The organism is Arthrobacter luteolus NBRC 107841, assembly GCF_001552075.1.
Lineage (GTDB): Bacteria > Actinomycetota > Actinomycetes > Actinomycetales > Micrococcaceae > Arthrobacter_B > Arthrobacter_B luteolus.
This window is the reverse complement of sequence record NZ_BCQM01000001.1, coordinates 303,241-323,288: the sequence shown is the minus strand read 5'-3', so window position 1 is coordinate 323,288 and position 20,048 is coordinate 303,241. Positions and strand designations below refer to the sequence as shown.

Annotated in this window: 21 protein-coding genes; 12 read left to right on the top strand and 9 right to left on the bottom strand. The window is 65.3% G+C overall.

The genetic code is table 11. The features are described 5' to 3' along the window. The first annotated feature begins 10 nt into the window (after positions 1 to 10). The 3 genes from AL3_RS01445 to AL3_RS01435 all read left to right on the top strand — a co-directional run bounded on the left by AL3_RS01445 (position 11) and on the right by AL3_RS01435 (position 4,590). A complete protein-coding gene (locus AL3_RS01445) occupies positions 11 to 1,846 on the top strand; it encodes an ABC transporter ATP-binding protein (RefSeq protein ID WP_066295749.1) in 1,836 nt (611 codons plus the stop codon). A gap of 274 nt (positions 1,847 to 2,120) precedes the next feature. After that, entirely contained in the window at positions 2,121 to 4,043 is a 1,923-nt protein-coding gene (typA, locus tag AL3_RS01440; protein WP_066295748.1) for a translational GTPase TypA, read from the top strand. 10 nt (positions 4,044 to 4,053) lie between these two features. Next, positions 4,054 to 4,590: a hypothetical protein gene (locus AL3_RS01435; RefSeq protein WP_066295747.1), complete on the top strand. Its 537-nt coding sequence runs from the start codon at positions 4,054 to 4,056 to the stop codon at positions 4,588 to 4,590. Here the strand turns inward: AL3_RS01435 and AL3_RS01430 are convergent. Together AL3_RS01430 and AL3_RS01425 are read right to left on the bottom strand one after the other, a co-directional pair. Then, a complete protein-coding gene (locus AL3_RS01430) occupies positions 4,587 to 5,033 on the bottom strand; it encodes an ArsR/SmtB family transcription factor (RefSeq protein WP_343031033.1) in 447 nt (148 codons plus the stop codon). The genes AL3_RS01435 and AL3_RS01430 overlap by 4 nt on opposite strands. Before the next feature lie 92 nt (positions 5,034 to 5,125). After that, positions 5,126 to 5,365 (bottom strand): putative acetyltransferase, encoded by a 240-nt coding sequence (locus tag AL3_RS01425; RefSeq protein WP_066295742.1) that lies wholly within the window; start codon positions 5,363 to 5,365, stop codon positions 5,126 to 5,128. Positions 5,366 to 5,490: 125 nt separating this feature from the next. On the opposite strand from AL3_RS01425, the gene fdxA reads away from it, so the two are divergent. From fdxA to AL3_RS01410, 3 genes are all read left to right on the top strand, one after another. Further along, positions 5,491 to 5,814 (top strand): ferredoxin, encoded by a 324-nt coding sequence (fdxA, locus tag AL3_RS01420; protein ID WP_066295741.1) that lies wholly within the window; start codon positions 5,491 to 5,493, stop codon positions 5,812 to 5,814. Then, entirely contained in the window at positions 5,811 to 6,965 is a 1,155-nt protein-coding gene (dapC, locus tag AL3_RS01415) for a succinyldiaminopimelate transaminase (protein ID WP_066295733.1), read from the top strand. Before fdxA ends, dapC begins: the two co-directional genes overlap by 4 nt. Positions 6,966 to 7,152: 187 nt before the next feature. Continuing rightward, complete coding sequence (locus AL3_RS01410; RefSeq protein WP_066295728.1) at positions 7,153 to 8,445, top strand: citrate synthase; 1,293 nt, start codon at positions 7,153 to 7,155, stop codon at positions 8,443 to 8,445. A 92-nt stretch (positions 8,446 to 8,537) separates the two neighbouring features. Here AL3_RS01410 and galE read toward each other — a convergent pair whose 3' ends face one another. The 3 genes from galE to dapD are packed head-to-tail and all read right to left on the bottom strand — an operon-like array spanning position 8,538 to position 11,467. After that, positions 8,538 to 9,557 (bottom strand): UDP-glucose 4-epimerase GalE, encoded by a 1,020-nt coding sequence (galE, locus tag AL3_RS01405; protein WP_066295727.1) that lies wholly within the window; start codon positions 9,555 to 9,557, stop codon positions 8,538 to 8,540. A gap of 40 nt (positions 9,558 to 9,597) precedes the next feature. Continuing rightward, positions 9,598 to 10,470 (bottom strand): hypothetical protein, encoded by an 873-nt coding sequence (locus AL3_RS01400; protein ID WP_151723894.1) that lies wholly within the window; start codon positions 10,468 to 10,470, stop codon positions 9,598 to 9,600. Between the two features lie 25 nt (positions 10,471 to 10,495). Continuing rightward, complete coding sequence (gene dapD / locus AL3_RS01395) at positions 10,496 to 11,467, bottom strand: 2,3,4,5-tetrahydropyridine-2,6-dicarboxylate N-succinyltransferase (RefSeq protein ID WP_066295726.1); 972 nt, start codon at positions 11,465 to 11,467, stop codon at positions 10,496 to 10,498. Between the two features lie 33 nt (positions 11,468 to 11,500). On the opposite strand from dapD, the gene dapE reads away from it, so the two are divergent. Next, the gene (dapE, locus tag AL3_RS01390; RefSeq protein ID WP_066295724.1) at positions 11,501 to 12,592 is read left to right on the top strand and encodes a succinyl-diaminopimelate desuccinylase; all 1,092 of its coding nucleotides are present in this window, start codon (positions 11,501 to 11,503) and stop codon (positions 12,590 to 12,592) included. 120 nt (positions 12,593 to 12,712) lie between these two features. On the opposite strand, the gene AL3_RS01385 is transcribed toward dapE, so the two are convergent. The 4 genes from AL3_RS01385 to AL3_RS01370 form a co-directional block, all read right to left on the bottom strand. Next, complete coding sequence (locus AL3_RS01385) at positions 12,713 to 13,585, bottom strand: amino acid ABC transporter permease (RefSeq protein WP_066295722.1); 873 nt, start codon at positions 13,583 to 13,585, stop codon at positions 12,713 to 12,715. Then, the gene (locus AL3_RS01380; RefSeq protein ID WP_066295721.1) at positions 13,582 to 14,256 is read right to left on the bottom strand and encodes an amino acid ABC transporter permease; all 675 of its coding nucleotides are present in this window, start codon (positions 14,254 to 14,256) and stop codon (positions 13,582 to 13,584) included. Before AL3_RS01380 ends, AL3_RS01385 begins: the two co-directional genes overlap by 4 nt. 98 nt (positions 14,257 to 14,354) lie before the next feature. Next, positions 14,355 to 15,194: a glutamate ABC transporter substrate-binding protein gene (locus AL3_RS01375; RefSeq protein WP_066295719.1), complete on the bottom strand. Its 840-nt coding sequence runs from the start codon at positions 15,192 to 15,194 to the stop codon at positions 14,355 to 14,357. Between the two features lie 88 nt (positions 15,195 to 15,282). After that, positions 15,283 to 16,065: an amino acid ABC transporter ATP-binding protein gene (locus AL3_RS01370; RefSeq protein ID WP_066295718.1), complete on the bottom strand. Its 783-nt coding sequence runs from the start codon at positions 16,063 to 16,065 to the stop codon at positions 15,283 to 15,285. Positions 16,066 to 16,231: 166 nt separating this feature from the next. Here AL3_RS01370 and AL3_RS01365 point away from each other — a divergent pair, with 166 nt between their 5' ends. The 5 genes from AL3_RS01365 (at position 16,232) to AL3_RS01350 (ending at position 20,039) form a co-directional block, all read left to right on the top strand. Further along, on the top strand, positions 16,232 to 17,002 hold the full coding sequence (locus AL3_RS01365; protein ID WP_066295717.1) for an LOG family protein: 771 nt from the start codon (positions 16,232 to 16,234) through the stop codon (positions 17,000 to 17,002). Between the two features lie 36 nt (positions 17,003 to 17,038). Further along, a complete protein-coding gene (locus AL3_RS01360) occupies positions 17,039 to 17,434 on the top strand; it encodes a DivIVA domain-containing protein (protein ID WP_083521354.1) in 396 nt (131 codons plus the stop codon). Further along, positions 17,431 to 18,006 carry a DNA-3-methyladenine glycosylase I gene (locus tag AL3_RS01355; RefSeq protein ID WP_066295716.1) on the top strand — a complete coding sequence of 192 codons (576 nt, stop codon included), beginning with the start codon at positions 17,431 to 17,433 and terminating at the stop codon, positions 18,004 to 18,006. The genes AL3_RS01360 and AL3_RS01355 overlap by 4 nt, the downstream gene beginning before the upstream one ends. Positions 18,007 to 18,200: 194 nt before the next feature. Beyond that, complete coding sequence (locus tag AL3_RS17935; RefSeq protein WP_083521353.1) at positions 18,201 to 18,368, top strand: DUF3117 domain-containing protein; 168 nt, start codon at positions 18,201 to 18,203, stop codon at positions 18,366 to 18,368. 72 nt (positions 18,369 to 18,440) lie between these two features. Beyond that, positions 18,441 to 20,039: a leucyl aminopeptidase family protein gene (locus AL3_RS01350; RefSeq protein ID WP_066295715.1), complete on the top strand. Its 1,599-nt coding sequence runs from the start codon at positions 18,441 to 18,443 to the stop codon at positions 20,037 to 20,039. The last annotated feature ends 9 nt before the right edge of the window (positions 20,040 to 20,048 follow it).

Genomic DNA, 20,048 nt, shown 5'->3' with positions numbered 1-20,048 from the left:
AACCACGGCCATGACTGAAACCATTATCGGAAGTTCGGACACAGCGAGCCGCCAAGACCGGCCTCCGGTCCTGGAAGTCCGCGACCTCTCGGTTGACTTCGGGGTGGACAAGGAATGGGTTCCGGCCGCCGTCGGACTGAACTACCACGTCAACGCCGGAGAAGTGCTGGCCATCGTGGGCGAATCCGGCTCGGGGAAAAGCGCCAGCTCCATGGCACTGCTGGGCCTGCTGCCCACGAACTCCCGGGTTACCGGCGAGGTCCTGCTGGACGGCAAGTCCCTGCTGGGCCTGTCCCCGCACAAGCTGCGCCAGGTCCGCGGCAACGATGTAGCGGTTATCTTCCAGGAGCCGATGACGGCGCTGAACCCGGTCTACACGGTGGGTTTCCAAATTGTGGAGACCCTGCGGCTGCACAACGAAATGTCCCCGGACGAGGCCGCGAAGCGCGCGCTGAAACTGCTGGCCATGGTGGAGCTCCCGGACCCGGAGAAAGCGTTCAAGTCCTACCCGCACCAGCTTTCGGGCGGCCAGCGCCAGCGCGCCATGATCGCCCAGTCGCTCTCCTGCGACCCGAAGCTGCTGATCGCGGACGAGCCGACCACTGCACTGGACGTCACCGTCCAGGCGGAAATCCTCGACCTGATGCGCAACCTGCGCAACAAGCTGAACTCAGCCATCGTCCTCATCACCCATGACATGGGCGTGGTCGCGGACTTGGCGGACCGGATTGCCGTGATGCGCCACGGTGTGATTGTGGAAACCGGGACAGCGAAGGAAGTCTTCGCCAACCCGCAGCACCCCTATACCCGGGCGCTCCTGGAATCCGTTCCCCACCTGGGCCAGGGTGCCGACGGCGAGGACGTGGACGTGGTCGCCGCGCTGGCAGCGGCAACCAACGTTGAGCTGGAGTCCGTGGACCAGGAGGAACTGGCACGCCGCGAGGAGATAGTCCTCGCCGGCCTGGAAACTGCTTCGGCCACAAAGGCCGCGGCTCCCGCAGCAGAACCCGTCCTGGTGCTGGAAAACGTTGCCATTGAATACCCCAAGCAAGGCCGGGTTGCGGCATTCCGTGCCGTTGAGGGCGCCAACCTGTCCATCTTCCCCGGACAGGTCATGGGCCTGGTGGGTGAATCCGGCTCCGGCAAGACCACCATCGGCCGTGCGGCAGTCGGGCTGCTGCCCGTGGCCGAGGGTGAACTCCGCGTGGTCGGCACGGACATCTCTGAGCTGAAGCCCAACTCCAAGGCCATGCACCAGCTCCGCCGCCAGGTGGGGATGGTCTTCCAGGATCCGTCTTCCTCGCTGAACCCGCGGCTGCCCATCGGAGAGAGCATCGGCGAGCCGATGTTCCTGGCGGGGGAGGCCAAGGGTGCCGCCCTGCAGCAGCGGATCGAAGAACTGCTGGACCAGGTGGAACTGCCCCGCGCCTACCGCAACCGGTACCCCCACGAGCTCTCCGGCGGCCAGAAACAGCGCGTGGGTATTGCCCGTGCCCTGTCCCTGAAGCCGAAGCTGATGGTGGCGGACGAACCGACGTCGGCCCTGGACGTTTCCGTACAGGCCAAGGTGCTGGAACTGTTCCAGAACCTGCAGCGCGAACTTGGGTTCGCGTGCCTGTTCGTCACCCATGACCTGGCGGTCGTGGACGTGCTGGCTGACAACATTTGTGTGATGCGTCACGGGCGGATCGTGGAACAGGGCACCCGGGACCAGATCCTGCGCAACCCGCAGCAGGAGTACACGCAGCGCCTGATCGCCGCGGTGCCGCTCCCGGATCCGGACAAACAGCGCGAACGGCGGGAACTTCGGGCCAAGCTGAACGCGGGCTCCGGCGTCGTTTCCTAGTCTTTCGGCGTATCCGAACTGCGGAAGGCCCCTTTCCCGGCTATGGTCCAGGGAGGGGCCTTCCTGCATGCTGCGCCGGGTGCGGCAGGTCCGCATTAGGGAACCTTTGGCAAAACGACTAGAATAGTATGGTGCCCGCTGACGGCGGCCTCTCGGCGATTCCTACACGTGTGTTCCCACGCAGCATTTGTATAGAACTGCCGGATTCTCCGGATCGACTCCGGACCACTGTGAACCATCCCCGAACGCTTACCTATGAATTGAGTCTTCACGCATGTCAGAAACCAACACGGCTGTGAACAGCGCTGTGCGAAGCGACCTCCGGAACGTTGCTATTGTGGCCCACGTTGACCACGGCAAAACGACCCTCGTCGACGCCATGCTCAAGCAGACGAACTCCTTCGCATCCCACGGAGACGTTGAAGAACGCGTGATGGATTCTGGTGACCTGGAACGTGAAAAGGGCATCACCATCCTGGCCAAGAACACGACCGTGTTCTACAACGGCCCCGCCGCCAAGGGCGAAACCATCACCATCAACGTGATTGACACCCCCGGCCACGCCGACTTCGGTGGAGAGGTCGAGCGCGGCCTGTCCATGGTCGACGGCGTTGTGCTGCTCGTGGACGCCTCCGAAGGCCCGCTCCCGCAGACCCGTTTCGTGCTGCGCAAGGCCCTGGCCGCGAAGCTTCCCGTCATCCTGCTGGTCAACAAGACTGACCGCCCCGACGCCCGCATCGACGAAGTCGTTAGCGAAGCCATGGACCTGCTCCTGGGCCTGGCTTCCGACCTGGCCGATGAGGTTCCCGACCTGGACCTCGACCTGGTGCTGAACGTTCCCGTGGTTTACGCCGCCGCACGCGTTGGTGCTGCCTCCCTGGAGCAGCCGGCCGATGGCCAGGCCCCGGCCAACGACAACCTGGAACCGCTGTTCCAGACCATCATTGACCACATCCCGGCTCCGACCTACGATCCCGAAGGTGTCCTGCAGGCGCACGTCACCAACCTGGATGCTTCCCCCTTCCTGGGCCGCCTCGCGCTGCTGCGCATCTTCAACGGCACCCTGCGCAAGGGCCAGCAGGTTGCCTGGGCCCGTGCCGACGGCACCATGAAGACGGTCAAGATCACCGAACTCCTGGCCACCAAGGCACTGGAGCGCGTTCCGGCCGAATCCGCCGGTCCCGGTGAGATCGTTGCCGTCGCCGGCATCGAAGACATCACCATCGGCGAAACCCTCACCGACGTCGACAACCCCAAGCCGCTGCCGCTTATCACCGTGGACGATCCCGCGATCTCCATGACCATCGGTATCAACACCTCGCCGCTGGCCGGCCGGGTCAAGGGCGCCAAGGTCACCGCACGCCAGGTCAAGGACCGCCTCGACAAGGAACTGATCGGTAACGTCTCACTGCGCGTGCTGCCGACCGAGCGTCCCGACGCCTGGGAAGTCCAGGGCCGCGGCGAGCTCGCCCTGGCCATCCTCGTGGAGCAGATGCGCCGCGAAGGCTTCGAACTGACGGTTGGCAAGCCGCAGGTTGTCACCAAGATGGTCGACGGCAAGGTCCACGAGCCGATGGAACACATGACCATCGACGTGCCCGAAGAATACCTGGGCGCTGTTACGCAGCTGCTGGCCGCCCGCAAGGGCCGCATGGTCAACATGGCTAACCACGGCACCGGCTGGGTCCGCATGGAATTCATTGTTCCGGCACGTGGCCTGATCGGCTTCCGCACCCGGTTCCTCACCGAAACCCGCGGCGCCGGCATCTCCGCCTCCATCGCCGAGGGCTACGAGCCGTGGGCCGGTCCGATCGAATACCGCACCAACGGTTCGATGATCGCTGACCGTGCCGGCGTGGTTACCCCGTTCGCCATGATCAACCTGCAGGAACGCGGTTCCTTCTTCGTGGAGCCGACCTCCGAGGTTTACGAAGGCATGATCGTGGGTGAGAACTCGCGCGCCGATGACATGGACGTGAATATCACCAAGGAAAAGAAGCTCACCAACATGCGTGCAGCTTCCTCCGACACCTTCGAGAACCTGACCCCGCCGCGGAAGCTGACGCTGGAGGAATCCCTCGAATTCGCCCGTGAGGACGAATGCGTAGAGGTCACCCCCGAGTCGATCCGCATCCGCAAGCTCATCCTGGACGCCAACGAGCGTGCCAAGGCCAACCGCGCCCGCGCCAAGGCCTAGCACCATCGCCATGGCACATACCTCCGGCCACCGGGTCCCGCGTCTGCGGGGCCCGGTGGCCGTGGTTCTGGGTGCCGTGGCAGCGGCCGTCCTGGGCACGTCACTGCACGCCCAGACGGTCTTCGCCGGGGACACAGCCCTGCTTCTGGGGGCTGCGGGAGCGCTGGTTTTCAGTGCCGCCATGTCCGTCCTGGCCGGCCTGTGGGCGCGTTCCGTCCTGGTCAGCGCGCTGACCGGGGTGTTGACGTACGTGTTGCTCGGCTTCTTCAGCCTCGACGTTTTTGGCGGTCCGCTGATCGTTACCGGAACCGTCGCCAACCTCGACCTGCCGGTGACCACGGCCGGGCTGATCTGGATCTACGGGCAGGCGGCAGCGACTGTGGCTGCGGTCCTGGTCACTGCCGGCGTGCTGCGCCGTGAGGCGTTGTTCCAGCGCACGGCGGCTGCTCCAGAGCCGCTGGGCTACGGAACGGATCCCGGCTACCGTCCCGGCGGACCCGGGGCCGTTCAGGGCCCGGAATCCGGCCGCCAGGAACCGTCCGCTTAGTTCCCCGCAGGGTCCAGGTGATGGGCCAGCAGGAGTGAGGTCGGGGTGCCGTCAGGATCCGGACCGCGCACGGCATACTCCTGAAGGACAGCCCGCAGCTTCGCCATCATGGAGCTGCGGTTTTCCTCGTTAAGGCACACGCCCATCCGCACCACATCAATATCCGACGGAGACAGGCCGTCGATCTCCTGAAGAAAAGTCTCCACCAGCACCGCTTTCGTGCCTTCGGGCACCGATGTCTGCCAGCTGAGGCCAGTGGCGCGGTACGGGATTTCCTTCGCGCCGCGGTTGCCGGTCCGGGGTTCGCCGGCGGACAGGAACCCGGTGCCAAGCAGGGTCCGGACATGGTGCAGGGCGGTTGCGGGATTCAGGCCCAGCGCCTCGGCAATTTCCTTGTTGGTCCGCTCCCGGTGCAGGCACAGCCGCAGGATGCGAACCCTCACTGGAGAACTAAGCGCCCGTCCACGGGCTTGGAGTACCTCATCGCTCGGCATCACCTCAGCATACGCCGCAGCTCCCGCGGTTTTTTCTGGGTTCAGGGTCCTGTGCGCGGCCGGCGCCGCGGTGGAGCCTCCGGTACCGGCTTGCCGGCGGTGACCAGTTCCCAGGGGATAAACACCTCGCCGGTCCGGGTCGCTATCGTGCAGCCGGCAGGATCCAGGGCAGTGATGGTTCCCAGGGCATCGGTCAGCCCTTCTTCGATCCGGTACCTGACGACGGCGCGGCGCCCGGTCCCGGCCTCGCGGAGGCGGGATTCGGGAGTCTGGGAAGTCATCGTTACATAGTACGCGGGCGCCGTCCGGCTGGGAGATAATGGTGTGGGCTACTAACGTGGAAGCATCACCTCGCGGACAACCGCTGATCAGCGATAGATCCGCACACCAAGGAAGGCAAAGGGACGTGACGTACGTAATTGCGCAGCCATGCGTGGATGTTAAGGACAAGGCATGCATCGAAGAATGCCCCGTGGACTGCATCTACGAAGGTGAACGCTCCCTCTACATCCACCCCGACGAGTGCGTCGACTGCGGTGCCTGCGAACCGGTGTGCCCCGTGGAAGCTATTTACTACGAGGACGACACTCCTGAGGAATGGGCCGACTACTACAAGGCGAACGTCGAGTTCTTCGATGACCTGGGTTCTCCGGGCGGCGCTGCCAAGCTCGGCAACACCCACAAGGATCACCCGTTGATCGCCGCCCTGCCGCCGCAGAACCAGGAATGAGCGGGACCGTCTCCCGGAGCTTCGGACTGAACCTCCCGGAGTATCCCTGGGAAGCCATGGCTCCGTACGCACGGAAGGCCGCTGCCCATGCCGACGGCGCCGTGAACCTGTCCATCGGGACGCCGGTGGACCCAACCCCCGGTTTCATTCAGGAGGCGCTGGCCGCAGCAGCCGATGCGCCGGGATATCCCACGACGCACGGCACGCTCGAACTCCGCCAGGCCATCGCCGCGTGGTTCGCCCGCCGCCGAGCCGTTCCGGGCCTGGATCCGCAGGACATTATGCCGACCGTCGGTTCCAAGGAACTGGTGGCCTGGCTCCCGCTGCTGCTGGGGCTCGGGGCGGGAGACGTCGTCGTACGTCCGACCGTCGCCTACCCCACCTATGACATGGGTGCCGTCCTCGCCGGTGCCACCGCGGTGGCCGCAGACGACTTGGATGACCTGGATGATCAGACCCGTGCCAGGGTCCGGCTGGTCTGGGTGAATTCGCCCGGCAACCCCACCGGAATCGTGCGTGATGCGCAGTCCCTGGCCCGGCTGGTGGAGCAGGCCCGGACACTTGGCGCCGTGGTCGCTTCCGACGAGTGCTACGCCGAACTTGGCTGGGGCGAATGGGACACCGCACGGGGCGGAACTCCGGTTCCATCGGTCCTGGACCCCCGTGTGAGCGGCGGCAGCAACGAATCGCTGCTGGCCGTCTACTCGCTCAGCAAGCAGTCCAACGTGGCCGGCTACCGGGCAGCGTTCGTGGCCGGGGACTCCGCGATCATCGCGAACCTGGTCAACAGCCGTAAGCACGCCGGCATGATCGTTCCGGCTCCGGTGCAGGCCGCCATGCAGGCTGCGCTGTCCGAAGACGCGCACGTTGCAGAGCAGAAGGACAAATACCGGGCCCGGCGGGAACTCCTGGTTCCCGCCCTCGAAGCCTTCGGCCTGGACATCCGGCATTCCGAAGCCGGTCTCTATCTCTGGGCTACGGCCGGAGAAGACACCTGGCAAACCGTCGAACGGTTCGCCGACCTGGGAATCGTCGTCGGACCGGGTGTGATTTACGGTGACGCGGGTGCGGGATTCATCCGCGTGGCCCTGACCGGCAGCGATGAGCGGATTGCGGCGGCTGCCCGGCGATTGACCGAAGCTGCGGGCTGATTGGCCCGTGACATGGCGCAGCCATGTTGCGCTTGCACAACAAGATGATTACCGATTAGTGGTATCGCCCGGTCAGCCGGTAGCGTTTTGAGCGAAATAGTTTAAGCACCGAATGTGTACTATGGGCGCTTCCCTCACGAGGACGAGGGCCCGTAGCAGTGGGTTCTTCAACTCCTGAAGGAGAAAAATGACTGAGCGACCGAGTGCCGAGCTGCACTATGGGACCGACCCGGGGGACAAGCTGGAGCTGCCCCGCATCGCGGCGGAAGAAGGCAACGACGGTTTCGACGTATCGAAGCTGCTGAAGCAGACGGGGACCGTCACCTTCGATCCCGGCTTTATGAATACCGCGGCAACCACCTCGGCGATCACCTACATCGACGGTGACGCAGGGATCCTGCGCTACCGCGGGTACCCGATCGAACAGCTGGCCAAGCACTCGAGTTTCCTCGAGACCTCATACCTGCTGATCTACGGCAACCTTCCCACTGCCACGGAGCTGGAAAACTTCGACCACCGGATCCGCCGGCACACGCTGCTGCATGAGGACCTCAAGGGCTTCTTCGGCGGCTTCCCCCGCGACGCGCACCCGATGCCAGTGCTTTCCTCCGCGGTCAGCGCCCTGTCCACGTTCTACCAGGATTCCCTGGACCCCTTCGACGATGAGCAGGTGGAACTCTCCACCGTCCGCCTGATGGCGAAGCTCCCGGTGATCGCGGCCTACGCGCACAAGAAGAGCATCGGGCAGCCCATGCTGTACCCGGACAACTCCATGAACCTGGTGGAGAACTTCATGCGGCTCTCCTTCGGCCTGCCGGCCGAGCCGTACGATGTGGATCCGAAGCTGGTCAAGGCACTTGACCTGCTGCTCATCCTCCACGCAGACCACGAACAGAACTGTTCGACGTCGACTGTCCGTCTGGTCGGCAGCTCCAACGCCAACATGTTCGCTTCCATCTCCGCCGGCATCAGCGCGCTCTTCGGACCGCTGCACGGCGGTGCCAACGAAGCCGTCCTGAACATGCTCCGCCAGATCCAGTCCACCGGCATGCAGCCGGAAGACTTCATGGAAAAGGTGAAGAACAAGGAAGACGGCGTGAAGCTCATGGGCTTCGGGCACCGCGTCTACAAGAACTACGATCCGCGCGCCAAGATCGTCAAGGCCACCGCACACGAGATCCTCGCGGACCTCGGCGGCAACGATGAGCTGCTGGACATCGCCATGCGCCTGGAGGAGAAGGCCCTCGCGGACGACTACTTCATCGAGCGCAAGCTCTACCCGAACGTGGACTTCTACACCGGCCTCATCTACAAGGCGATGGGCTTCCCGGAGAAGATGTTCACGGTGCTCTTCGCCATTGGCCGCCTGCCCGGCTGGATTGCCCAGTGGCGCGAGATGATGCAGGATCCGCAGACCAAGATTGGCCGCCCGCGCCAGCTCTACACGGGTGTGCCGGAGCGCAACTACCCGGAGCGCTAGAACCAAAACCAAAGGGCGGGCCGCTTCCTCGTGAGGAAGCGGCCCGCCCTTTGGCGTATCAGGGGCGGCTCCGGATCAGGAGCGCCTTGGGATCAGGAACCGGTGGCGTAACCCTGCGGGTTCTGCTTCTGCCAGTTCCAGTGGTCCTGACACATATCGTCAAGGGACCGTCCAGCGGACCAGCCCAGCTCGGCGAGGGCGGCGGAGGGATCGGCATAGCTGACGGCTGCATCGCCGGGACGGCGCGGGGCGAATTCGTACGGGACGTCCTTGCCGGCTGCCTTCGAGAATGCGGCAAGCACCTCCAGGACCGAGGAGCCGTTGCCGGTGCCCAGGTTCCACCGTTTGACGCCCTTGCGGGCCGCAATGTAGTCCAGCGCCGCCAGGTGGCCGGCCGCGAGGTCCATCACGTGGATGTAGTCGCGCACACCCGTTCCGTCCGGTGTGGGGTAGTCGTTGCCGAAGACCATGACTTTTTCCCGGCGTCCGACAGCAACCTGCGCCACGAACGGAAGCAGGTTGTTCGGCACACCCGTGGGGTCCTCGCCGATGCGGCCTGATTCATGGGCGCCGACCGGGTTGAAGTAGCGCAGCAGGGCGATGCTCCAGCGTTCGTCGGAGGCACCAAGGTCCGCCAGGATGTCCTCGATTTGTTCCTTGGTCCGGCCGTAGGGGTTCACGGCGTCCATTGGCATCTTCTCCACCAGCGGCACTTCCTCGGAGGCGCCGTAGACGGTGGCGGAGGAACTGAATACGATGGTGCGCACATCATGCCGGTCCATCACCTCCAGCAGGTTCAGGGTGCCGGCGACGTTGTTCCGGTAGTAGTACAGGGGCTTGGCTACCGACTCGCCTACGGCCTTCAGCCCGGCGAAGTGGATCACCGCCTCGGGGGAGTGCGCGGCGAAGACCTCTTCGAGGGCCTGCGGGTCCAGCAGATCGGCCTGCACAAATTCCGCGGTGCGTCCGGACAGTTCCTGGACCCGGTTGAGGGATTCGGTGCTGGAGTTGGCCAGGTTGTCCAGCACCACGACGTCGTGCCCAGCCTGCAGCAGTTCCAGTGTGGTGTGGGAGCCGATGTAGCCGGTTCCTCCGGTGACTAGTATTCGCATCCTTCCAGCCTACTGGGTGGACCCGGCGACCATTGAAGGGTTATCCGGCGCCCACGGGGGCAACATGGATGGCGATCTGGGAATCAGAGGCGTCAGAGCCGGTCCATTCGCCGCTCCCGCGGCTCCAGGTCCTGGAATCGTAGGAGACCTCGTTGATGCCCAGTGCGCGGGCATTGGCTACAGCCCAGTGCGCAAGGGACCAGCCGTACTCGCCGGAAGCACCAACCAGAAGCACCTCACCCAGGACAACGGCCTGCTGCGTGCCGTAGAGAGTGGTCATTGCGGCGAGGACGGTTTCCGGATTTCCCGCGGTTTCGGCGGGGTTCAGGACACAGGTCAGAGCTGCAGGTGACTGGCCGGTCAGGGCTGAAGCAAACGCCCGCCCCTCGGGTTCGTGATCCGCGTAGGCGTCCGGGTAGGCACTGCGCTGGACCGTCTGGGCAGCGACCGTGATCGGCAGCTCCTGGTACCCCTCAACCTGCACCAGCGCATCGTAAAAGGCGTTGGCGGCATACACCGGATCCATGATCTGCTCCTGGGTACCCCATCCCTGTGAGGGACGCTGCTGGAACAGGCCGCGGGAATCCGGGCCGGCGTCGTCCCCGTAGTCGATATTCCGCAGTCCGGATTCCTGGACCGCCGTCGCCAGTGCAATCGACGCCGCCCGCGGAGGCAGTCCGCGGGCGACGGCGACAGCCGTGATGGTTGCAGCGTTGGCCGTCTGTTCCGGGGTGAGCTGCCAGGAGCTCTCATTCACGGTTGCCGTGCAGCTTTCCCGCAGCGGGCGCTCTTCCCCGGAGGTGCCCGCGAGGATCAGGAGGTACAGTGCGGCGGCCGCCGCTGCGGCACCCGCTACGAGGAGCACCGTCACCCGCTGCCTGCGGGCGGGCAGCGGGTGACTGCGGGGATTCACGGCCAGTTCTCCCGGTTGCGGACGCCTAGTTGGCGTGTAGAGCCGCGTTCAGTTCCACGGTCCGGGCCAGCCGGGGGAGTACCTCGACGGCGCCGGTCACGGAGTTGCGGCGGAAAAGCAGGCCGGGGACGCCGGAGAGTTCCGCAGCCTTCAGCGTGCGGGCTTCCCCGGTTTCCGGATCCACCACGCTGACCCGGGTTCCGGCGGTGATGTAAAGGCCGGCTTCGACGACGCTGTCATCACCGATGCTGATGCCGACTCCGGAGTTCGCCCCGAGGAGCACCCGTTCCCCGACGGTGATTCGTTCCTTGCCGCCGCCGGAGAGGGTACCCATGATCGAAGCTCCGCCGCCGACGTCGCTGCCGTCGCCGACGACTACTCCTGCGGAGATGCGGCCCTCAACCATGGACGTGCCCAGGGTGCCGGCATTGAAGTTGACGAAGCCCTCGTGCATCACGGTGGTGCCTTCGGCGAGGTGCGCGCCGAGGCGGACGCGGTCGGCGTCGGCAATGCGCACTCCCGCGGGCAGGACGTAATCCACCATCCGCGGGAACTTGTCGACGCCGTACACGGTGACCGCGCCGCGGGCACGCAGGCCGACCCGGACCTGGTCAAAGCCGGCGACCTGGCAGGGGCCGAAGTTGGTCCAGACAATGTTGGGCAGGACCCCGAAGATGCCGTCGAGGTTGATGGTGTTGGGGGCAGCGAGCCGGGCGGAGAGGACATGCAGGCGGAGGTAGGCGTCTGCGGTGGACTCCGGAGCGGCGTCCAGATCGATCTGCGTTTCCACGACCTCGCCGCGGGTACCGCGGACCTCGTCCGTCATGGTGCCGGCTGCCTTGGCCAGTTCGGTGGCCAGCGCGTTGTCGGCTTCAAAGGGGGTCAGCTGCGGCCGCGGGTACCAGACGTCAAGGACGGTGCCGTCTGCGGCTACGGTAGCCAGTCCAAGGCCGGAGGCGGTGCGGGCGGTCAGGGCTGATGGGGTGCTGGAAGTCATGGGTTCCACTCTACCGAGCGGTAGTCTGGTCCGGTGACTGTATTACCTGTGAACCGCCTGGACCTGGAGGGCGACGTTGCTGCCCTCACCGCCGCCCTGATGGACATTGAAAGTGTCTCCGGCAACGAGGCCGCCATCGCCGACGCGGTGGAAACCGCGCTGCGTGCCCTGGACCATCTGGAGGTGGTGCGTGACGGCGATACTGTCATGGCCCGCACCAATCTGGGCCGGGCCGAGAGGGTCATCCTGGCCGGCCACCTGGATACCGTACCGCTGCCGACCGTCCCGGGAGCCCGCGGCACTGTGCCCTCGACCTGGGAAGGGGACGTGCTGTACGGCCGCGGTGCCACAGATATGAAGGGCGGCGTGGCTGTCCAGCTGGCTCTCGCAGCCCAGCTGGCCGAACCCACCCGGGACATCACCTTTATCTTTTACGACCACGAAGAAGTTGATGCTTCGCTCAGCGGACTGGGCCGGGCCGCCAAGAGCTACCCGGAGTGGCTGAAGGCGGACTTCGCGATCCTGCTTGAGCCCACCGACGGAACCGTGGAGGGCGGCTGCAACGGGACCATGCGGTTCCAGGCCCGCACCACGGGCAAAGCCGCGCACTCGGCCCGTGCCTGGATGGGGGAGAACGCCATTCACGCGGCGGCGGAGATCCTGGTGAGGCTGCGCGGCCATGAGCCGGCCACCGTCCGGGTGGAAGGCCTGGACTACCGCGAGTCGCTGAACGCGGTCCGCATCAGCGGAGGCACCGCCGGGAACGTCATTCCCGATGCGGCCACTGTAGAAATTAACTACCGGTTCGCTCCGGACAAGGACCTGGCCCAGGCGGAGGCCTACGTCCGGGACCTGCTCCACGGATTCGACCTGGTTCTTACGGATGCTTCCGCCGGCGCCCGGCCCGGGCTGGACCGCCCGGCTGCCGCCAGCTTCGTGGCAGCAGTCGGAGCGGAGCCTAAACCCAAGTACGGATGGACCGACGTCGCCCGGTTCAGTGCCCTGGGCGTTCCGGCAGTGAACTTCGGGCCCGGGGATGCTCTGCTGGCACACTCCGACGACGAGCATGTGCGGGCGGATGCCATCCGCGAGTGCCTGCGGGCGCTGCGGGCCTGGCTGGCCTAGAGTCTTCCGGGCGGGTCCCGGGGTGCCGGCTGAACCCGCCCCCGGATGTTCCGCTCAAACAGTGAAGGTTCCCTTCCGGTGATCCGGAAGGGAACCTTCACTGTTTGATGCTGTCCTGGTCTACCGGGCCGGGGCGGGCGCCCCTTCCGGTTCCACCGCGTCCTCGGTCCGCAGCAGCTGCCCGGAGCGGGCGCCGAGGCGGCGGGAGAGGCGCTGAGCGGCGAACGTCAGCAGCATGTTCAGGACGATGAAGATCGCTGCCGTGACCAGCAGGGCCGGAAGGATGTTACCTTCGCCTGCCGCCAGCCTGCGGGCGTACGCCAGCAGGTCGGTGTAGCCGATGAAGGTGCCCAGGGCGGAATCCTTCAGAATCACGACGAACTGGCTCAGCAGTGCCGGGAGCATGGCCACCAGTGCCTGCGGAACCTCGATGGACCGCAGCGACTGGCTCCGGGTCAGGCCGATCGCCAGGCCGGCTTCACGCTGTCCCTTGGGCAGGCCGAAGACGCCGGAGCGCACCAGCTCGGCGATCACCGAACCGTTGTAGAGCGTCAGTGCCAGCACAACTGCCACAAACGGCACATCGGCCGATGGTACCGGCGTCGACTTGGAAAGGAACTGGTAGAAGAAGATCATCATCAGCAGCACCGGAACGGCGCGGAAGAACTCCACGATCACGCCGGAGGTCCAGCTGATGGCCTTGACCGTGGACAGCCGGCCGAGCCCGAAGATGAGGCCGAAGAGGATTGAGGTGACGATCGCTACCCCTGCAGCCCGCAGGGTGGCCATCAGGCCCGGCAGCATAAAGAACTCCCAGGTGCGCCACTCCAGGAACGGAGTCCACTTGGCGGCGTCGAACTGGCCCTTCTCCGCCAGTCCATTCACGATCAAGGCGATCAGGCCCAGGATAAAGAGGACGCCGAGGACGTTGCCGGCCATGATGCGGCGCCGGGCCCGGGGGCCGGGCGCATCGAACAGGACACTCTGGCTCATCGGGCCACCGCCAGTTTCTTCGAGGCCCAGGTTGTCAGGAGGCCGATCGGAATCACGATGAGGACGAAGCCCAGCGCGAAGGTCAGGAAGATCTGCGTCATCAGGTCCGGGCGGAATTCAATCATGGTCTTCATCAGCCCGGAGGCTTCCGCCACGGACGCCGTGGCCGCCACCGTGGTGTTTTTGGCCAAGGCGATCAGGACGTTGCCCAGCGGTGCGATGGCACCGCGGAAGGCCTGCGGCAGGATGATCAGCCATGCGGCGGGCAGGAAGGAGAGACCAATTGAACGGGCCGCCTCGGCCTGTCCCAGCGGCACGGTATTAACGCCGCTGCGGATCGCCTCGCAGACGAAGGCTGCGTGGTAGATCGACAGGGAAAGGATGGCGAGCCGGAAGAAGTTGAGGTTGAAGTCACTGGACAGGCTGACCTGGAGCTGGGACCACAGGGCCAGCGCACCGAAGACCATGATGATGGTCAGCGGCGTGTTCCTGAAGATGTTCACATACGCCGTACCGAACCAGCGCAGGCTGGCAATGGGGGAGATGCGCATAACGGCCAGGAGGGTGCCGAGCACCAGGGACCAGAGGCCAGCCCAGAAAGTCAGTTGGATGTTGACCCAGAAGGCACCAACGACGTCGTAGTCGCCGAAGAGCTCAAAGAAACCTTCCATATGTCACCTCTTCCATAAAAATAAAGTGCGGAGCCCGGGGCAGGGCCGCGGCCCTGCCCCGGGCTGTGCCGCCGAAAACCCGGCGGGGGTTGGTGAGGTTAGGCGCAGGCGTCCGGCGTCGGCGGGTTCAGGGAAGCGTTGAAGGTGTAATCGGCACCCTCGGTGTTCGCCTTGATGGCCTCTTCCCAGGCGCCGTCGTCGATCATCTTCTGGATGGCAGCGTTGATGTCTTCACACTTGTCGCTGCCCTTCTGGATGCCGACGCCGTACTTCTCTTCGGAGAAGGTGTTGCCGACTACCTTGAACTGGCCCTTGTTGGCCTCGGTGGAAGCCAGACCGGCCAGGATGATGTCGTCAGTGGTGACGGCGTCGATGGCGCCGCCCTGCATGGCGGTGACACATTCCGCGTAGCTCGGCTGTTCCATCAGGTTCACCTCGGAGGCCAGGGTGTCCTTGATCTTCTGCGCGGAAGTGGAACCGGTGACCGAGCAGAGGTTCTTGCCGTTCAGATCCTCGGGACCCTTGATGTCGTTATTGTCCGAGCGGACCAGCAGGTCCTGGCCGGCAACGAAGTACGGTCCGGCGAAGCCGACCTTTTCCTTGCGGGTGTCGGTGATGGAGTAGGTCGCGAAGATCATGTCGACCTGATCGTTTTCGAGCATGTTTTCGCGCTGGGCGGAGGGCGTCTCGATCCATTCGATCTGGTCTTCGCTGAAACCGAGCTCGCCGGCTACGTACTTGGCGACGTCGACGTCGAAGCCGGCGTAATTGCCGCCTTCGTCAAAGCCGAGACCGGGCTGGTCGAACTTGATGCCGACGCGGATGGTCTCCCCACCGGCGGAATCGGCGTTTTCGTTACCGGAATCTCCGCCGCAGGCGGAAAGAGTCAGGGCAGCAGCTGCGGCCATCGCGGCAGCAGCGTAGCGGGTCTTGCGCATTTTTTCTCCTTGCATTGCGGCAGGTTCCGAGTGGATCCTGCCTTGCCTCAAAGGGTTGGTGAAAAACTTTTGCAGTGCGGTGGGGGTCTTAGTGGGCCAGGATCTTGCCAAGGAAGTCCTTGGCCCGGTCGCTCTTCGGATTGGTGAAGAATTCCTCGGGGGTTGCCTGTTCAACGATCTGGCCGTCGGCCATGAAGATCACGCGGTCCGCGGCCTTGCGGGCGAAGCCCATTTCGTGGGTCACCACGATCATGGTCATGCCCTCGTGGGCCAGCTCGACCATCGTGTCCAGGACCTCGTTGATCATTTCCGGGTCCAGCGCCGAGGTTGGTTCGTCGAACAGCATCACCTTCGGCTTCATCGCCAGCGCACGGGCGATCGCCACCCGCTGCTGCTGTCCGCCGGAGAGCTGGGCGGGAAGCTTGTTCGCCTGATTGTCGACGCCGACCCGCTTGAGCAGGGCCATGGCCTTTTCCTTGGCCTCAGCGGACTTTGTCTTCTTGACCTTGATCGGACCCAGCGCCACGTTGTCCAGGATCGATTTGTGGGCAAACAGATTGAACGACTGGAAAACCATGCCGACGTCGGCACGCAGCTTCGCCAAGGCCTTGCCCTCGGCGGGCAGGACCTTGCCGTCGATGGTGATCTCGCCGTCGTCGATGGTTTCCAGGCGGTTGATCGCTCGGCAGAGGGTTGACTTGCCCGAACCGGACGGGCCGATCACCACAACCACTTCGCCGCGGGCCACATCGAGATTGATGTCCCGCAGCACGTGGAGGTCCCCGAAATGCTTGTTGACGTTTTTCAGCGAGACGAGGGGTGCTGCGGCTTTTTCAGGTACAGGCTGCCCTGGTGTTGTGTCACTGGTCATACGTAGAAGATAGCGAACAAATCAAGGTGCTGTGCGCCGCATCACTCCACGGGGCAGAAATCGTGACTCAAGAGAAACACAAACAACGCTGCTAACAGGCCGGCCCGAACGCCCGCCTTAGGGCGGGGGTGAGATCCGGGACACGCCTAGCCGCTAGCCTTGGAGCATGGCAATCAGCGACGAGCAAGACCTCACCAACCCGGTATCGGCGAAGCGCCGCGGCCCCGTGGAACTCCGCCGGGGGCAGGCGCGCGTGCCGCAGTCGGACCGGTTCCTCCTGGATACCCAGGACGGAACGCACTTCACGCACACCGACCCCTGGCGGGTCCTGCGCATCCAGAGTGAGTTCGTCGAGGGTTTCGGAACGCTCTCAGAGCTGGGTCCAGCGGTCAGCGTGTTCGGGTCCGCACGGAGCCTGCCAGGATCACGGTGGTACAAAACCGCCGAAGAAGTCGGCAGGCTGCTGTCCGGCGCCGGCCTGGCCGTGATCACTGGAGGCGGCCCGGGATCCATGGAAGCCGCGAACAAGGGCGCCGTGGAGGCCAGCGGCGTATCCGTGGGCCTGGGGATCGAGCTGCCGTTCGAAACCGGGCTCAACGACTGGGTGGACCTGGGCATAAACTTCCGCTATTTCTTCGTCCGCAAGACCATGTTCGTCAAGTACGCGCAGGGCTTCATCGTCCTCCCCGGTGGCTTCGGCACACTGGATGAACTGTTTGAAGCGATGACGCTCGTCCAGACCCAGAAGGTGACGTCCTTCCCCATCGTGCTGATTGGTACGGATTTCTGGGCGCCGCTCCTGGACTGGGTGCGCGGCAGCCTGCTGGCCGAAGGCATGATCTCGGAGAAGGACCTGAACCTGCTCCATCTGGTCGATGACCCCGCGGAAGCTGTCCGCCTGGTTGTGGCCGACAGTGCCGGGCATGTCTCCCTCTAATCGCCCGCCGGCACAATCTGGGACGATGGAGCGGTGATGATCCTGCTCGCCTTCCTTGCCATCGCCGTCGTCGGCGCGGTCTCCCTGCTGGTGGCAGGCCGGATCGGTCCGGGCAGGTGGCGGCGTGCGCCTGGCCCGGAGCTGGAGAACGGGGAAGGGGAACAGCGCTTTCCGGCTGCCGCCGGACTCGCCGAACCTGATCCCCGGCTGCCTCCGGTGCTTCTGCCGGAGCGGCCCGTCGCAGCGGACATCGCGGACCTGCGGTTCTCTGTTGGCTTCCGCGGTTACCGGATGGACGAGGTGGACGTGGTGCTTGAACGGCTGGCCACAGCCCTCCTGGAACGTGACGCGGCGCTCGCCGAACTGCGTGGGCCGGGCGGACCCGGTCCAGCCGCTCCGCCCGGAACCGCCCGGACCGAGCAGCCCGAATGACAGCACAGCCTGGTCCGGACGGACGGCTGCGCTGCCCCTGGGCACTTGGCAGCCCGGATTACCTCGCCTATCACGACGAGGAGTGGGGCCGGCCGGTGACCGGTGAGGCTGCGTTGTTTGAGCGGCTTAGCCTGGAGGGCTTCCAAGCGGGGCTGAGCTGGATCACGATTCTGCGCAAGCGGGAGGCCTTCCGTGAAGCCTTCCGCGGCTTCGACCCGGAAACTGTGGCCGGGTTCGGGGACGCCGAGGTAGCTGACCTGGTGGAAAACCCCGGGATTGTCCGCAACCGTGCCAAGATCCAGGCCACGATCAACAACGCGCGTGCCCTGCTCGCGCTCCCAGCGGGCGAATCGCTGGAAATCCTGCTCGGGAAACACCGCCCGCCGCCCGGACCGGCTCCCCGGTCGACGGCGGACGTTCCCGCCTCCACCCCCGAATCCGTCAGCCTGTCCCGGGCACTCCGGGACCGGGGCTTCCGCTTCGTTGGGCCGGTCACCGCGTACGCCATGCTGCAGGCCACCGGATATGTAAACGACCATCTGGCAGCCTGCAGCATCCGGGCCAGCTGCTAGCAGCCAGCCCCCGCACCCCGCCGCGCTGTGGCGCCAGACACACCGAAATTTCGCCTGCTCACTACTTGTACGGAATAATGGTCCCCAAATGCAGCTCGGTGCCCTAAGCAACGGCTCGGAAACCGATCGGCAGCAGTACAGGTGACTACTCGGGGAATAACCCCGCAGTGCACTGTTGAAAGGGGAACTTCAAGATGGCTGCGATGAAACCGCGTACGGGTGATGGACCTATGGAGGTCACCAAGGAAGGGCGCAGCCTGATCTTGCGGGTGCCGATCGACGGCGGCGGACGCCTTGTGGTGGAACTGAACGCAGAGGAAGCCGGCAAACTCAAGGAATGCCTCCTCGGCGTCACCGGCTAGGCTGGGAGCATGCGTCCTTCCAGGCAAGTTTCCAAGCCTGCGGGTTCCTTGCAGGCTCCCCGCAGGATGTCCATGACAGCTGTTTCACCGCTGCCGCCGTACCCGCGGTCAGATGAACCTGGCGCGGATACCGGCCTCGAACCGAAACCAGGCGAGGGCGTGGACGTCCTGGCCGTGGGAATCGCCCCGGGGCCGGCGGCGGAATCTGCCCAGGAAGGCGCACCTGCGGGTGCGAAACCCGTTCCCGAACCCCGCAGCGGAGCCGTTGAAGCCGCCGTGCGCTACGGCGTTGACGTTGCGGCGCGTGCGGATGCTGCCGGGATCAGCGGCCGGGCAGGGGAGCATCTTGTGGTTGAACCGCCGCGCGGTTCCGAGGGCCTGCCCGGGAAACTGATCTACCTGGGGGTCGGCGATGAGTCCCACCAGAGTCTTCGGCGCGCCGGTGCCGCGTTGGCCCGCGCGACGTTCGGAGCGCAGAAAATACGCACCAGTGTGGTGGACGGACTGACGCCCCAGGCACAGCAGGCCTTCCTCGAGGGGTTCCTGCTTGGCGGCTACCGTGCGCCGAAAACCGGGCTCACCGACTCCGCCAAGCCCATGGCCGCGAAAATGGAGGTCACCGGTTTGAACCCGCAGGCGCTGGCCCTGGCTGAAACCAGTGCCCGCGCAGCCTGGCTCGCCCGCGACCTGACAAACACCCCACCGGACACCGCAACACCGGCGTGGATGGCAGCGCAAAGCCGCTCCGTGGCCCAGGCCGCCGGGCTCGAATTCGAAGAGTGGGAGCCCAAGCGGCTGGCAGCTGAAGGCTTCGGCGGGCTCACCGCTGTGGGATCCGGATCGGCGAATGGCCCGCGGCTGGTGCGCGTTACGTACCGGCCCACGGGGGCTGCCGGAGCCGAAGCCGGCGGCGTGGTCCTGGTGGGGAAGGGCATAACCTTCGATTCAGGCGGCATCTCGCTCAAGCCGCGCGATTCCATGCCCGCCATGAAAATGGACATGGCCGGCTCGGCCGTGGTCCTGGCCGCAGTACAGGCCGCCGCTGAGCTGAAGCTGCCGTTCGAAGTGACGGCCCTGCTTGCCCTGGCAGAAAACGCTGTCGGTGCGGCGTCCTACCGGCCCGGCGATGTTGTCAGGACCTGGAACGGCACCACCGTGGAGATCGGCAACACCGACGCCGAAGGGCGGATGGTTCTTGCCGACGCCCTCGCGTACGCAGCCGGCCGGCTGGAGCCCGATGCCCTGATTGATGTTGCCACTCTGACGGGTGCGGCCGCGCTGGGACTGGGTAAACGCCATGCGGCCCTCTTTGGTAACGATCCCAGCCTGCTGACCGCCTTCGAGGCGGCCGCCAGCAGCTCGGGGGAGCCGCTCTGGCAGCTGCCGCTGGTGCCGGAATATGACTATCTGCTGGACTCCGACACCGCTGACCTGGCGCATGTGGCACCCGTCGGTGCCAAAGCGGGGGCAGGGGCTATTCTCGGGGCACTGTTCCTGGAGAAATTCGTGGACGGCACACCCTGGATCCACCTGGATATCGCCGGGCCCATGGAAGCGGCCGGCGACAGCCACGAGTACGCCAAGGGTGCCACCGGTTTCGGTGCCCGGCTGCTGATCGCTTTCCTGCGCGCCCGCGCCGCCCGCACGCTGGCAGGACTCGACGCTTCCTAGGCTGCTGCC

Coding starts and splice junctions, on each gene's coding strand:
- AL3_RS01445 (WP_066295749.1), top strand. CDS start 11: ATGACTGAAACCATTATCGGAAGTTCGGACACAGCGAGCCGCCAAGAC.
- typA (WP_066295748.1), top strand. CDS start 2,121: ATGTCAGAAACCAACACGGCTGTGAACAGCGCTGTGCGAAGCGACCTC.
- AL3_RS01435 (WP_066295747.1), top strand. CDS start 4,054: ATGGCACATACCTCCGGCCACCGGGTCCCGCGTCTGCGGGGCCCGGTG.
- AL3_RS01425 (WP_066295742.1), bottom strand. CDS start 5,365: ATGACTTCCCAGACTCCCGAATCCCGCCTCCGCGAGGCCGGGACCGGG.
- dapC (WP_066295733.1), top strand. CDS start 5,811: ATGAGCGGGACCGTCTCCCGGAGCTTCGGACTGAACCTCCCGGAGTAT.
- AL3_RS01410 (WP_066295728.1), top strand. CDS start 7,153: ATGACTGAGCGACCGAGTGCCGAGCTGCACTATGGGACCGACCCGGGG.
- galE (WP_066295727.1), bottom strand. CDS start 9,557: ATGCGAATACTAGTCACCGGAGGAACCGGCTACATCGGCTCCCACACC.
- dapD (WP_066295726.1), bottom strand. CDS start 11,467: ATGACTTCCAGCACCCCATCAGCCCTGACCGCCCGCACCGCCTCCGGC.
- AL3_RS01385 (WP_066295722.1), bottom strand. CDS start 13,585: ATGAGCCAGAGTGTCCTGTTCGATGCGCCCGGCCCCCGGGCCCGGCGC.
- AL3_RS01380 (WP_066295721.1), bottom strand. CDS start 14,256: ATGGAAGGTTTCTTTGAGCTCTTCGGCGACTACGACGTCGTTGGTGCC.
- AL3_RS01375 (WP_066295719.1), bottom strand. CDS start 15,194: ATGCGCAAGACCCGCTACGCTGCTGCCGCGATGGCCGCAGCTGCTGCC.
- AL3_RS01370 (WP_066295718.1), bottom strand. CDS start 16,065: ATGACCAGTGACACAACACCAGGGCAGCCTGTACCTGAAAAAGCCGCA.
- AL3_RS01365 (WP_066295717.1), top strand. CDS start 16,232: ATGGCAATCAGCGACGAGCAAGACCTCACCAACCCGGTATCGGCGAAG.
- AL3_RS01360 (WP_083521354.1), top strand. CDS start 17,039: ATGATCCTGCTCGCCTTCCTTGCCATCGCCGTCGTCGGCGCGGTCTCC.
- AL3_RS01355 (WP_066295716.1), top strand. CDS start 17,431: ATGACAGCACAGCCTGGTCCGGACGGACGGCTGCGCTGCCCCTGGGCA.
- AL3_RS17935 (WP_083521353.1), top strand. CDS start 18,201: ATGGCTGCGATGAAACCGCGTACGGGTGATGGACCTATGGAGGTCACC.
- AL3_RS01350 (WP_066295715.1), top strand. CDS start 18,441: ATGACAGCTGTTTCACCGCTGCCGCCGTACCCGCGGTCAGATGAACCT.